The organism is Erythrobacter sp., assembly GCF_023653175.1.
Lineage (GTDB): Bacteria > Pseudomonadota > Alphaproteobacteria > Sphingomonadales > Sphingomonadaceae > Erythrobacter.
The window spans coordinates 1-13202 of record NZ_JAMNXL010000105.1 but is presented as its reverse complement, the minus strand read 5'-3'; the positions used below and the strand labels follow the sequence as shown (position 1 = coordinate 13202).

Sequence of the window (13202 nt, the reverse complement as noted above, 5' to 3'; positions counted from 1 at the left end):
CATTTCGGTCCTCCCACGCCGGAACAAAATTACGGGCCCATGCATCGCACGTGACCCGATCTTTCTCCGGCTGGCACGCGCGGGACAACAAACTAATCCCGCACGCAACCTCTCACTGTCCGCGCGGCAATGTCCCCAGTCCCGCGCCTTCAGTCATGCGGGCTTTAACGGGCAACCCCTAGCCGATCAAACGCTTTTGCGGTTCAGCACGGATTCACTGCGAGTCATGTGCAAAAGACCCTGCTAATATGCAAAGAGACTTAGGTGTCCGCCAGCTCGGCACGGGGCCACAGGTAAAGGGAAAATTAATGGCGTTTTTCAAGACTCTGGCGATAGCAGGCATGGCGCTTGGCGGGCTTGCCGCGGTGCCTTCGGCAGCGCTGGCACAGGGCGCTGCGGGCGGCGATGTTGCCCGGCCGGCGGGGGCGGCTTTTGGCCCGACCTATGCTGATCTGGCGAGCCTCTCGGACGCTGCGGAACTGGTGGTTCGCGTGCAGATTCGCAAAGCGACCGCGCTGCGACCCGAACGTGCTCCGGGCGTCGCACCCGGATTCGCCCGGCTGTATATCGAGGCGCAGACCGTGGCGCTGATCGCCGGTCGCAGCGGCGTCGGGGCGGGCGTCACCTATCTGGTTGATGTTCCGCTCGATCCCAGGGGCAAGGTGCCCAAGCTCAAGAAGCGCGAGTTCGTGCTGTTCGCGAAGGCTGTGCCGGGCCGCGCGGGCGAGCTCCAGCTGATCGGCCCGAACGCCCAGCTCGATTACACCCCCGCGCTCGAGGCGCGGCTGCGGCCGATCCTGACCGAGCTCTACGCCGCCGACGCCGCCCCGCGGATCATCGGGATCAGCGATGCGCTGGCGGTGCCGGGCACCTTGACGGGCGAATCGGAGACCCAGATTTTCCTCGCAACCGAGAATCGCTCGCCGGTCTCGATCACGGTGCTGCGCCGCCCGCGGCAGCAGCCGCAATGGGGCGTGTCGTGGGGCGAAATCATCGATTCGGCGGCGCGCCCGCCCGCGCCCGAGACGCTGCGCTGGTATCGCCTCGCCTGTTCGCTCCCCGCCCAGTTGCCGAGCAATGCCAACCTCGCGCGCGATGCGGGCGAGCGGCGGCTGGCGGCGGGCGACTATGCCTTCGTGCGCCAGGCGCTCGGCCCGTGCGAGCGGCAGATCACAAAAGGCTGATGCGGGGCTGATCGGGTCTTTGCCCGCTTGACCGCGCGCGGCGCACGGTTAAGCGCGGGCCTCTGTCACCAACGGAGGGCCGCTTGACCACCACCGCCGCACAACCGCTGCGTATCGCCATCGCCGGGCTCGGCACCGTGGGCGCGGGCGTGATCCGCCTGCTCGACACCAACGCGGCGCTGATCGCCGCGCGCGCCGGTCGCCCGATCGCAGTCGTCGCGGTGGCCGCGCGCGACCGCGGCAAGGACCGCGGCGTCGACATCGCCCGCTTCGCATGGGAAGACGACATGACTGCGCTCGCCCGGCGCGAGGACGTGGATGTGGTTGTCGAGCTGGTCGGCGGCTCGGACGGCCCCGCGCTCACCCTCAGCCGTGCGGCGCTGGGTGCGGGCAAGGGCCTCGTCACCGCCAACAAGGCGATGATCGCGCATCACGGGCTGGAGCTGGCGCAGCTGGCCGAGGCCAACAACGCCGCGCTGAAGTTCGAGGCCGCGGTGGGCGGCGGCATCCCGGTCATCAAGGGCCTGCGCGAGGGCACCAGCGCCAATGCGCTCACCAAGGTCTACGGCATCCTCAACGGCACCTGCAACTACATCCTCTCCGAGATGGAGGCGACCGGCGCCGACTTTGCCGACGTGCTGGCCGAGGCGCAGCGGCTCGGCTTTGCCGAGGCCGATCCGGCCTTCGACATCGAGGGCGTGGACGCGGCGCACAAGCTGGCGATCCTCGCCAGCATCGGCTTCGGCACCCGCGTGGACTTCGCGGGCGTGAGGGTGTCCGGCATCACCCGGGTGCGCGCCGCCGACATCGCGCAGGCCGATGCGCTGGGCTTCGTGATCCGCCTGATCGGCGAGGCCGATGTCGAGGAAACTCCCGCGGGCCCACGCCTGCTCCAGCGCGTGCGGCCCTGCCTCGTCGCCAAGGGCCATCCCTTGAGCGCGGTCGACGGTGCGACCAACGCGGTGGTGGCCGAGGGCAACTTCTCCGGCCGCCTGCTGTTCCAGGGCGCGGGCGCCGGCGACGGGCCGACCGCCAGCGCGGTCGCCGCCGACCTCATCGACATCGCCCGCGACGAGGTGGGCGCGCCCTTCTCGATCCCCAGCAGCCAGCTCGCCGCCATGCCCCCTGCCGAGCCGGGCGACCGGACCGAGCGCACCTACCTCAGGTTCATGGTCAAGGACCGCCCCGGCGTGCTTGCCGAGATCACCGCAGCGATGCGTGACGGCGACGTCTCGATCGAGAGCCTGATCCAGCAGGGGCGCGCCAGCGGCGGCGGCGAGGTGATGGTGGCGATGGTCACCCACGAGGGCCCGGAGGCTTGCGTCACCAAGGCGCTGGCGCTGCTCGAGGGCTCGGACAGCCTGGCAGGCGAGCCGTTGGTGCTGCCGATCCTGCCCCGCTAGCCCTCCGGCTCCGCCTTCGGGGCTTCGGGCAGACCGAGTTCGGCCTCGACCCGGCGGCGGTCTTCATCCGAGAGCGGCGCGTCGTCACCCTCCACCGGGGCGAGGCCCTGCGCCACCCGCGCCGCGTCCGAGCCTTCGGGCGGGGGCGGGATCGCCTCCATGTCGACGATCAGCGGTGCGTCCTTGGGGCAGGGCGGGATGAAGCACAGCCCGCTGATGGTGGCAGGCCCGCGGAAGATGCCCTCCCCGGCGACATCGGGCGGGGGGATGGTGCCCGCATTCTGCGTCCGCGTCGCATAGTCCTTCAACCACGCCTCGCGGCTGCCGCTGTAGAGTTGCGAGGTGTCGGCGGGCAGCTGGCGGCACACCACGATCTCGCCCGACACCACGCCGCGCTCGGTGTCATCGGTGCATTGCTTGAGCTCCACCGCATCGGCGGCCTCGGACACCTGCGGGGGCGCGAGAATGTCGATCTGCTGCGGCGGCTCGCTGACGGGGGCATCGGGGCCGAGGTCGATGGGGATGCGCGGGCGTTCGGGCTCGACCGGCTCGACCGGCTCGGCCGGCTTGGCGCGCCGGTCGGGCGAGGGGCGCGGCGGCAGCTGAAGGGTCTGCTGGGGCGGCACCTGCGGGCCGATCCGAACCTGCGGCTCGGTCGGCACCTGCGCGGCAAGCGCGGCGGCGATGAAGGGGAGAAGCATCGGGCCGCTCCCTTACCCGCCCTTCTTCTTCGTTGGCCGCGCGGGCACAGTGGTCTTGATCCCCTCCGCCTCGCGCCGCGCGCGTTCCTGCTCCTCCGACAGCTCCTCGTTCTGCCCGAGCGGAGGCAGGCCCCGCGCGATCCGGTCGGCGTCCGATCCGGCAGGGGCCGTGGGCAGCGCGGCGAAGTCGACCGTGATCGCCACCGGCGGAACCTTGCCGATGCCGATGCAGCCGAACGGGTTGCCCTGATCCTTGCAGTCGGCGATGAAGTCGGGCGCGCGCGGAGCGCCCTTCAGCATGGTTTCCTGCGCATAGCGCTTCTGGCTTTCCGCGCGGGTGCCGGTCAGCCCGGTGCCGTCGTTGCCGCGCACCCGGCACACCACGATCTCGCCGTTGATCGCGGCGGCTTCCTCGTCATCGCGGCATTCCCGCAGGTCCGCCGCGCTCGCCTCGTCGCGCGGCACGGTGACGAGCAGATTGAGGCGCGGCGGCACGCCCCGGGGCTCGGCAGCCTGTGCGGCGGCGGCGGCGGCGGCCGAGGGATCGGCGGGCGCTTCCTCGGTTGGCGGGTTTGTCGCGCTGTTGTCATCCTGCGCGGCCAAGGGCCCAAAGGCGACTTGGGCCATAAGACCGGCGCAAGCGGTCAGGCAGAGGCGAAAACGGGGCAGGACTAGCGTTCCTTTGCTCGACAAACCCGTCTCCATCCGCTTAAGCGCCGCAAGGTATCCCATGGCCGGGTCGCAACCAGAGCGAAGAAGGGCTGAATTGCACATGAACTCCGCACCCGATACCCAGCTTGCCGCCACCCCGCAACCTGCCTCCGAGAACGCCATCCAGCGCGTGCTGGTGCTCGAGATGGTGCGCGTTACCGAGAAGGCGGCGGTCGCGGCAGCGCAGCTGGTCGGCCGCGGCGACGAGAAGGCGGCGGATGCGGCGGCCGTGGCGGCGATGCGCAAGGCCTTCGACAATCTCTACATCGACGGCACCGTGGTGATCGGCGAGGGTGAGCGCGACGAGGCCCCGATGCTGTTCATCGGCGAGAAGGTCGGCATGGGCAAGGGGCCCAAGATCGACATCGCCCTCGATCCGCTGGAAGGCACCACCATCACCGCCAAGGCCGGCCCCAACGCGCTCGCGGTGCTGGCGGCGGCCGAAGAGGGATGTCTGCTCAACGCGCCCGATGTCTACATGGACAAGCTCGCGGTGGGCCCCGGCTACCCCGAGGGCATCATCGACCTCGCCAAGAGCGCGACCGACAATGTCTGCGCCGTGGCGAACGCAAAGGGCGTGAAGCCCTCCGACATCAACGTCTGCGTGCTCGACCGCCCGCGTCATGCCGAGCTCATCGCCGAGCTGCGCGCGCTGGGCTGCGGCGTGGTGCTGATCGGTGACGGCGACGTCGCGGGCGTGATCGCGGTGACCGACGAGGACACCACCATCGACATGTACATGGGCCAGGGTGGCGCGCCCGAGGGCGTGCTGGCCGCAGCCGCGCTGCGCTGCGTGGGCGGGCAGTTCAACGGCCGCCTCGTGTTCCGCAACGACGACGAGCGGGCCCGCGCGCGCAAGTGGGGGATCGAGGACCTCAATCGCATCTACAAGCTCGAAGACCTCGCCAAGGGCGACTGCATCTTCGCCGCGACCGGCGTGACCGACGGCTCGCTGCTCGCGGGCGTTAAGCGCCGCCGCAAGGTGACCGGCGAGACCATCCTCACCACCGAAAGCGTGGTGATGCGCGCCAGCTCTGGCACGGTGCGGTGGATCCGGGGCGAGCACCGCATCGACTGAGGTGTTGAAGTGGACTGCCGGTGCCCCAGGCACGGCGGTCCTCCGCACCTCCACAAGGGCTCGCGGTGGATCCGGGGCGAGCACCGCATCGACTGAGGCGCGCATCAAGCTTCGGGCGGCGCGGTTGCCTTGGCGATGGCGCTGGCGGGGGCAGGATCGCCCAGATCGAACAGCTTGCGCACCGCCTCATTGGGGGTGAGCGTGCCGGGCGGATAATGCCTGAGATGCAGCGCGCGCAGCGCATTGATGTGTTGCTGGCCCAGTGCTGCGGCGAAATCGTCGACGATCGCGCTCTTGCCCCAGTGCGGGCGCACCCCGGGGAAATAGCTCGTCACCGCGCGTTGAAGCCGTTCGAGCCAGGCATAGTCGCGCACATCGGCAAACAGGTCGATCGCCGCAGCCGGCCCGCCGAAATTGCCCGCAAAGGGCAGGTCGCTTTCGTCGGGAAGCTCGCGCACCGAGATCAGGCTCTTGAGCACGAAGCCCAGCGGGCGCAGCTTTTCGGCCTCGAGCATGAGGAAGCGGACCACCTCGTCGCTGCGGTGAAGCGGCACGAAGAAGGCAAGGTTGTAGGCGGTGAAGGTGGTCGCAAAGAAGCCCGTCAACAGGTCGGGCGCGCGCTGGGACTTGAGCAGCGGTTCGGGATCGTAGAGGTAATCGAGATCCTCGGGCGCGGTGATGACGCGGCGATGGGTGCGGATATCGAGGCGGTTGGCGGCGCGCTGCAGCCAGTAGCGGGCTGCCGGGAACAGGCGGTCGAAGGCCCATAGGCGGCGCAGCGCGAAATCGACGAGGCCCGCCAGCGTGAACAGCGGCGGGCGCGTGGCGCGCGCCTTCTTGCCCTCGCTCGCCGGCCGCAGCGTGTGGAGCATGATCAGCGGGTCTTTCGGGTCGCTGTAGGGCACGATCGCCGCCGTCACCGCCATTGCCCCCTTCGACAATGCGGCTTTCTTCGACAGGCGGGTCACCCAGGCATCGGACTGGTAGCTTGCCACCGGCGCGGTGCGCAGCGTGACGCTGAGGATCGGGCCGATCGTGCCGAAGGAGAGCGCGGCATAGGGGAAATCCGGATCGCCCTGTTTCAGCGTCACCTTCTTCCCGTGTCCGTCGAGGAAGGTCAGTGCGGTCACGCTCTGCGCGATCACGCCCTCGGGGCCATAGCCGTGCGTCCCCCCGCTGAGCGCGCCGATCACGGTCTGCTCCATGTAGTTGCCGCTGTTGAGCATCCGCCGCTCGTGTCGGACCAGCTCCCGCTTCAACGTGATGACCTTGACCGAGGGGCCACAGGTCGCGGTCTGGGTGACGCGGTCGTATTCCAGCAGATCGAAGCGGGATTCGCCCATGTGGAAGGCGGTGATGCCGGGGATGACCTGAATGCCGTTGTAGCTGTGCGACTGGCCGATGCAGCTGTAGGGCCGCCCCGCGAGCGCCTTTACCAGCGCCGCCTCGTCGGCGGGGCGGGTGACATGGGCGTTTCCGAAGAACACCTTCATCCACGAGGTGACAGGCGACAACCCGTCCGCTGCGACTTGAGCCTTGCCTGTGAACCACCCCATTGGAACGCCCCCGTCCGCTATTGCCCCATCATTTACCGGCGCGGCGGCCAAGGCAATGAAAAACCACGGCGGCGGCGCACCCCCGTCAGGCTTGCCGCAGGGCACGGCGCGGCCCTATCATGGTGCGCCAAGGGAGGTTCGGCATGAAAGAGAGACCTGCGATGATCGCCTCTGCCCTGCGGGCCTTTGCCGCCGCCGCGAGCATCGCCGCCCCGCTCCATGCCCAACCGGCTGCCCCCGACGGAGAGCCGATCGAGGCCGCTGGGCCGCTGGGTCCGCTCTCGGGCACCCTGCTGCGGGCAGGCGAGGGCGGGGAGGGACCGGTCGCGCTGATCATCCCTGGCTCGGGCCCGACCGACCGCGACGGCAACAGCCCGCTCGGCATCACCGGCGCGCCCTACCGCCTGCTCGCCGAGGCGCTGCTTGAGCGCGGGATCGCGACGGTGCGGATCGACAAGCGCGGAATGTTCGCGAGCAAGGCGGCGGTGGCCGATGCCAACGCCGTCACCATCCCCGACTACGTCGCCGATACCGCCGCCTGGGTCGCCGCGGCGCGCAAGGCGACGGGCGCGCAGTGCGTCTGGCTGATCGGCCACTCCGAGGGCGGGCTAGTGGCGCTCGCCGCCGCGCAGGAGGTCGAGGGCTTGTGCGGGCTGGTGCTGGTCGCCGCGCCCGGCCGTCCGGTCGGCGATGTGATCAAGGCCCAGCTGCGCACCAATCCGGGAAATTTCGTGATCATCCCCGCAGCCGATGCCGCGATCAACGAACTCGCCGCCGGACGCCGCGTCGATCCTTCCACCTTGCCGCAGGCGCTCCAAGGGCTTTTCGCCCCGGCTTTGCAGGGCTTCCTCATCAGCCTGTTCTCCTACGACCCCGCCGCTCTCGCCGCGCAGACGACGCTGCCGCTGCTGATCGTGCAGGGGGGCAGGGACATTCAGGTGCCCGTCGCCGATGCCGAGCGGCTGGCGGCGGCGAACCCGGCGGCGAAGCTCGTGGTGCTGCCCGATCTCAACCACGTGCTCAAGGACGTGGCGGACCCCGCCCCCGCAGCCAACCTCGCCGCCTACCGCGACCCCGCCCTGCCGCTTGGCAAGGGCGTGGCCGAGGCCATCGCGGAGTTCATCGCGAAATAGGGCGCAAGAGGGCAGGCTAGCCCCCCGGCTTGAGCACCACCTTGGTCCAGCTGTCCTGCGCGTCGCGGAACTGCCTGTAACCCTCGGCCGCCTGTTCCAATGGCAGACGGTGGCTGATGAGGAAGGTGGTGTCGATTTCGCCCTCCTCGATTCTGCCGAGCAGGTCCTTCATGTAGCGCTGCACGTGGGTCTGGCCGGTGCGCAGCTGGAGACCCTTCTCCATCAGCGCGCCCAAGGGGAACTTGTCGGTCATCCCGCCATAGACGCCGGGCACCGAGACCCGCCCGCCGGGGCGCACCGCGAGGATCGCCTGCTTCAGCGCGCTCGCCCGGTCGGCGCCGATGCCGACGGTCTGCTTGGCGATGTCGAGCATGTTGTCGACCGCGAACCCGTGCGCCTCCATGCCGACCGCGTCGATCACCGCATCGACCCCGATCCCGCCGCTCATCTCCATCAGCGCCTCGCGCACGTCGGAGGTGCGGAAATTGATCGTCTCGGCCCCCAGCTGGCGGGCGAGTTCAAGCCGATGCGGGTAGTGGTCGATCGCGATCACCTTGGCCGCGCCCATCAGCAGCGCCGATTGCACCGCGAACAGCCCGACCGGCCCGCAGCCCCACACCGCCACGGTGTCGTCAGGGCCGATATCGGCATTCTCGGCCGCCATCCATCCGGTGGGGAGGATGTCGGAGAGGAACAGCACCTTCTCGTCATCCAGATGGTCGGGCACCACGATCGGGCCGACATCCGAGAAGGGCACGCGCACATATTCCGCCTGCCCCCCCGCATAGCCGCCGGTCATGTGCGAATAGCCGAAGATCCCCGCCATCGGGTGGCCGTAGAGCTTTTCCGACATGTCCTGCTTTTCGGGCGGATTGGAGTTCTCGCAGGCGCTGTACTGGGTGATGCGGCAGTGGAAGCACCCGCCGCACGAGATGGTGAAGGGCACGACGACGCGCTGGCCCTTCTCCAGCGAGCTGTCGCTGCCGGTCTCCACCACCTCGCCCATGAATTCGTGGCCGAGGATGTCGCCGGGCTGCATCGAGGGGATCACCCCGTCATAGAGGTGCAGGTCGCTGCCGCAGATCGCGGTCGACGTGACGCGGATGATCGCATCGCGGGGGTTGACGATCTCGGGGTCGGCGACGGTCTCGACGCTGACCTTCTTGGTGCCTTGCCATGTCAGAGCGCGCATCAGCGGGCCTCCTCGAGCTGGTGTTGGCGTTCGGAACGGGTGCGGGCTGAGGTGGCGATCTCGCCGGTCTCCATCAGCATCTTGAAGCGCTTGAGGTCATGCCGGGCCTGCAATTCCGGGCTGCGCTGCGCGAGTGTGGCGATCGCCTCGCCAATCGCGCCCCCCTTGGGCTTGTAGGCGATGATGAGGCTGACCCGCGTGCCCCGCTCGCCGGGCGCGTCCTCGAAGGTTACGCGGCCCTCGGTGTCGATCTCGCTGTCCTCGGTGGAGCGCCATGCGATCAGCTCGCCATCGACCTCGCGCGCGATCCGCGTGTCGACCGCGAAGACCCGTCCGCCGGGCGCGCGGATGTGCCAGGTGTTGTGACCAGGTTCCTCGCCCGAGGGCTCGATCTTCTCGAGGTTCACCATGAAACGCGGCAGGTTCTGGAAGTCGCGCCAGAAGGCGAACAGCTCGGCCCGCGGGCGCGCGATAGTGACGCTGCGGCCGACCACGCGGTAGTCGCCGAAGTCGCGCCTTGCGGTGTAGCCCGGCGCGCTGTCGGGATCGACCTCGCGCCGCCGCCGCCGCGCCGCTGCGGCGAGCGGGATCGCGGCCAGCCCCACGCCGGCCAGTGCGAGGTAGGGCCAGCGGCTGGCCCATCGGTCCGGATGCTCGTTTCGCATGCTTTTCCCTTTCGCTCAGTGAGCCGGAAGGATGGCATGCGCGCGGGCAGTGCCCGGTAACCTGCATTAGCGGCACCCTGCGCGCTGCCTGCCTGAAGGCGCGGCTGGTCGCGGGGCGGGTCAGGGCGGGGGGCCACGCACCCGCCCGCTGCTGCGATCAGCCTGCTGCGGCCTCGGCGGGTTGGGGCGTCTTGAGCGGCGCGGCTGCCAGCAGATCGCCGAAGGTCAGCGGATCGGCCAGCAGCGTCGGGTGCGGCGAATAGCCGTCGTGCCAGTATTTGGGCGCGAGATGATCGCGCGCGATGCTCATCCCGAAGAACCGGCGCGGGCGCTGCGTGCGGTTGTCGGGGCCGGCGTGGAGCAGATCGCTGCGGTAGAGGATCACCGTCCCCTTGCGCGGCGCGGCCTGCACCGGCTGGAACAGCGCGTCGAGCGCCTCGCCCCGCCGCAGCAGCTGCCACAGGGTGCGCGGGCCGAGATGGTGCAGGCTGAACTGCGAATTCTTGCCTGTAAGGAAGCGCAGCAGGTTGGGCTGGTGCTGGTCCCACTTGGTCGAGAACACCCGGTCGCGGAACTCGCCCGGCGCGAGGGCTGCCTCGCTGCTCCTGCGCATCCGCCACAGTTTGGCGAGGTTATGGCGGAAGATCCGGGCATTGGCGCGGCGGCGGAATAGCTCCATCAGCCCATAGGCTGCCCCGCCATGGGCATATTCCGCACCGCCATACTGGTGCGTCCCCGGCACGAACACCGTGCCCCCCTGTTCCGGTGCTACATCCTCGACCGCGGCGAACATGCTGATGACGCCCGCCGGATCGCGGTGGATATACTGGTGCGAGGAACCGAAATAGCTGGTGAAGGTCGCGATCTCGAGCACCGGGCGCGTGCGGCCGCAATATTCGCCGATTACGCCTTCCAGCCGCTGGGCGAGCATCGCGGCAAAGCCTTTGACCTCGAGGCTAGAGGGCAGCGAGCAAAAGTCGCGGCGGACGTAGTGATTGTCGGTCTCGCTGGCAAAGGCACTGCGGGCGCGGTCCGGATCGGCGATGGTCTGCTGCATCAGCGCAAGCCCCGCGTCCGCCTCAGCATCGGACAGCAGCCCGGTGAGGAGGACAAGGCCGTGGGTGTCCATCATCGCCAGCGCCTGCGCGACGCAAGCCACCGTCAGCCGCCCGCCCGCGTCGAGCGTTGCGGGGACTTCGAATGCGGAGGTGTCGTGGGAGATGCGCAGGCCATCCATGCTGCTGCTATAGAAGGGGAAGTTCACTATCGGGTAAATGGGGGTGTTGGCGGCTTTGGTCTCGCTTCTGTCTGAAGCGGACATTCAAGGCCCTGTTGCAGATGCAGATGCTCTGCGGCACATTCCGGCGATCGGTACCTGCGGGAAGGGCCGGCGTGTTTGCAAGGGTAAGCCACTTGGCATCGCAATCTCAGGGCACGGCCAGAGCGCGCCGCAAGTTTGCGCGCATCCGGTGTGCCTCGCTGGCGCTGTTGTTGCTTATCGAGCCGGCTGGTGCATGGGCGCAATGGGGTTTTGTCCACCCCGGTGCCATGAACAGTGCCGAACGTCTCGACGCTGCCGCAGCGCGCGTTGCGCTTGGAAGGGAACCGTGGTCCAGCGCTATGCGTGAGGTGACGGAACTCGCGGTGCCGCAACTGGCCGCGATTTCGCAGATCGACCCGCGCGTTCGCGCCGAGGCCCAAGCGTCCAAGCGCCTTGCGATCAGCACCTATGCCCATGCGCTTGTCTGGCGCTTGACGGGATCGAGGCGGCATGGCCGGGAGGCGTTGCGCCTGCTCGATGGCTGGGCTGGGTTCTCCGGTTTCACCGGCGGCACCGATCAGGACAAGCTGCAAGCAGGGTGGCTCGGCTCTCTGCTGGGGGAGGCTGCGGAGATCATGCGGCAGCATCCGCGTTGGAAGGCGCACCGCAAGACGGCCTTGCAGGCGATGTTCCGGCGCAGCTTCTATCCTCATCTGATGCAGGCCAGCGCTTGGAACGGCAATGTCGATCTCACTCAGGTCAACGCCCTGCTGGCCATCGCCGTATTCAACGAAGACCGGGTGGCATTCGATATGGGCGTCGAGCGACTGGAGCGGCGCAGCGCGGCCTATTTCTATCTGCAATCAGTCGGCATGCCGCCCCCGATCAATGGCGATGGCGGCAATATCAGCGCCTTCTGGTCGCATCCGCTGCGCTGGGCCGACGGGCTGACGCAGGAGACCTGCCGCGACAATGGCCATCATGCGCAATATGGTCTTGCATCCGCCTTGCACTCCGCGGAAATTGCCTGGAACCAAGGCGTTGACGTCTACGCCCGGCAGGCGGGCCGCTATGTGGCGGCGATGGAGCTTTTGTCGCAGCAACTGCTGACCGGCGACATGCAGGGTATCTGCCCCAATCCGGCGGCGACCCGGAACGTGTTTGATACTTTCGAAGTCGGCTTCCACCACTTCCATCATCGCATGGGGATGGATCTGCCCCACACCCAGCGGCTGATCATCGAGCGGGTCAGACCGCATGGCCTGTCTGACTGGAATATCTTTCACGAAACTCTGACCCATGCCGAATAGGCCAAGGCCTGATTTGATTGCCCCGAGGATGGCCTAGCCATTGGGTTCGATAGGCCGCCCATGAAAAAACCCCGGCGGAAGCATCCGCCGGGGTTTTCGCTTTGCTTGAGGCTGGCCCGAGCCGGCCGCTGCCGTGCGGCAGCCTACTCCGCCGCCGAAATGGCCGCCTCGATCCGGCCGGTCGGCTGACCGGTCAGGGTCTTGTCGATCTCGCCGACGATCCGCTCCGACAGTTCGGAATGGTAGTGCTGACGCATCTCGCCCAGCGTCTTGGGATCGGCGATGATCAGCAGGGCATCGATCTCTCCGGCGATGGCCTTGGCGTTGAGCCATTCGGTTGCCGCTGCCCCGTGGGCCAGTTCGCCCAGATCCGTGCTAGCCGGCTTGCGGCCGGAATCCTGATGGCGCACGCCCGCACTGAAGTTCGTCGGGTCGAGCGAAGGCTTGGCGATCTCCACTAGCTTCGGCTCGAACATCTGACCCTCGTTGCGGAACAGTGTGAAATTCTCGCCGTCGATGAGGGCGACGTGGGCGTTGTGGGGGAGCTTCATGGAGTGATCCTTTGCAGATGCGGGATGGTGCCCCCCCGTGCGTGCTGGCCACGAGCCTAACAGAAAAGCCCCGGAGGCGTGAACCTCCGGGGCTTCCGTCTGTCTGACTGTGACGACAGGCTGGCTTAGAAGCCCATGCCGCCCATGTCGGGCATCGGGGGCGAGGCCGGCTTGTCTTCCGGACGCTCGACGATCGCCGCTTCGGTGGTGATCAGCAGGCCGGCCACCGAGGCCGCATCCTGCAGCGCGGTGCGCACAACCTTGGTCGGATCGATCACGCCGGCCTTGACCAGGTTTTCGTAGGTGTCGGTGGCGGCGTTGAAGCCCTGCGTCTCGTCATTCTCGCGCAGCAGGTTGCCCGCAACGACCGCGCCATCGTGGCCGGCGTTCTGGGCGATCTGCTTGATCGGGGCGGTGATCGCCTTGCGGATGATGTCGATGCCGCGGGTCTGGTCTT

At 68.3% G+C, this 13202-nt stretch carries 13 protein-coding genes; 5 read left to right on the top strand and 8 right to left on the bottom strand.

What is annotated here, in order from left to right; translation table 11 throughout:
- Positions 1-308: 308 nt before the first annotated feature.
- The gene (locus tag NBV68_RS12245) at positions 309-1184 is read left to right on the top strand and encodes a hypothetical protein (protein WP_296310234.1); all 876 of its coding nucleotides are present in this window, start codon (positions 309-311) and stop codon (positions 1182-1184) included.
- An 83-nt stretch (positions 1185-1267) separates the two neighbouring features.
- Positions 1268-2587 carry a homoserine dehydrogenase gene (locus tag NBV68_RS12240; protein ID WP_296310232.1) on the top strand — a complete coding sequence of 440 codons (1320 nt, stop codon included), beginning with the start codon at positions 1268-1270 and terminating at the stop codon, positions 2585-2587.
- On the opposite strand, the gene NBV68_RS12235 is transcribed toward NBV68_RS12240, so the two are convergent.
- Positions 2584-3288 carry a hypothetical protein gene (locus tag NBV68_RS12235; protein ID WP_296310231.1) on the bottom strand — a complete coding sequence of 235 codons (705 nt, stop codon included), beginning with the start codon at positions 3286-3288 and terminating at the stop codon, positions 2584-2586. The genes NBV68_RS12240 and NBV68_RS12235 overlap by 4 nt on opposite strands.
- 12 nt (positions 3289-3300) lie before the next feature.
- A complete protein-coding gene (locus NBV68_RS12230) occupies positions 3301-3891 on the bottom strand; it encodes a hypothetical protein (protein ID WP_296310229.1) in 591 nt (196 codons plus the stop codon).
- Positions 3892-4060: 169 nt separating this feature from the next.
- On the opposite strand from NBV68_RS12230, the gene glpX reads away from it, so the two are divergent.
- Positions 4061-5077, top strand: coding sequence for a class II fructose-bisphosphatase (glpX, locus tag NBV68_RS12225; protein ID WP_296310227.1), 1017 nt, complete (start codon positions 4061-4063; stop codon positions 5075-5077).
- 104 nt (positions 5078-5181) lie between these two features.
- Here the strand turns inward: glpX and NBV68_RS12220 are convergent, their stop codons facing one another.
- Positions 5182-6633, bottom strand: coding sequence for an FAD-binding protein (locus NBV68_RS12220; protein WP_296310225.1), 1452 nt, complete (start codon positions 6631-6633; stop codon positions 5182-5184).
- Positions 6634-6776: 143 nt separating this feature from the next.
- Between NBV68_RS12220 and NBV68_RS12215 the strand changes: the two genes are divergently transcribed.
- The gene (locus NBV68_RS12215; RefSeq protein WP_296310223.1) at positions 6777-7766 is read left to right on the top strand and encodes an alpha/beta hydrolase; all 990 of its coding nucleotides are present in this window, start codon (positions 6777-6779) and stop codon (positions 7764-7766) included.
- 16 nt (positions 7767-7782) lie between these two features.
- Here NBV68_RS12215 and NBV68_RS12210 read toward each other — a convergent pair whose 3' ends face one another.
- The 3 genes from NBV68_RS12210 to NBV68_RS12200 all read right to left on the bottom strand — a co-directional run bounded on the left by NBV68_RS12210 (position 7783) and on the right by NBV68_RS12200 (position 10860).
- Positions 7783-8958: a zinc-dependent alcohol dehydrogenase gene (locus NBV68_RS12210; protein WP_296310221.1), complete on the bottom strand. Its 1176-nt coding sequence runs from the start codon at positions 8956-8958 to the stop codon at positions 7783-7785.
- Positions 8958-9623 (bottom strand): SRPBCC family protein, encoded by a 666-nt coding sequence (locus NBV68_RS12205; RefSeq protein WP_296310219.1) that lies wholly within the window; start codon positions 9621-9623, stop codon positions 8958-8960. Before NBV68_RS12205 ends, NBV68_RS12210 begins: the two co-directional genes overlap by 1 nt.
- A gap of 157 nt (positions 9624-9780) precedes the next feature.
- Positions 9781-10860, bottom strand: a complete 1080-nt coding sequence (locus tag NBV68_RS12200; protein WP_296310218.1) for a hypothetical protein — start codon at positions 10858-10860, stop codon at positions 9781-9783.
- Positions 10861-11036: 176 nt separating this feature from the next.
- Between NBV68_RS12200 and NBV68_RS12195 the strand changes: the two genes are divergently transcribed.
- Positions 11037-12194 (top strand): alginate lyase family protein, encoded by a 1158-nt coding sequence (locus NBV68_RS12195; protein WP_296310216.1) that lies wholly within the window; start codon positions 11037-11039, stop codon positions 12192-12194.
- A 143-nt stretch (positions 12195-12337) separates the two neighbouring features.
- Here the strand turns inward: NBV68_RS12195 and NBV68_RS12190 are convergent, their stop codons facing one another.
- Both NBV68_RS12190 and NBV68_RS12185 read right to left on the bottom strand, forming a co-directional pair.
- Complete coding sequence (locus NBV68_RS12190; protein WP_296310215.1) at positions 12338-12745, bottom strand: host attachment protein; 408 nt, start codon at positions 12743-12745, stop codon at positions 12338-12340.
- Between the two features lie 125 nt (positions 12746-12870).
- Positions 12871-13202: TCP-1/cpn60 chaperonin family protein (locus tag NBV68_RS12185; protein ID WP_296310214.1), on the bottom strand; the 332-nt coding region annotated here is incomplete at its 5' end.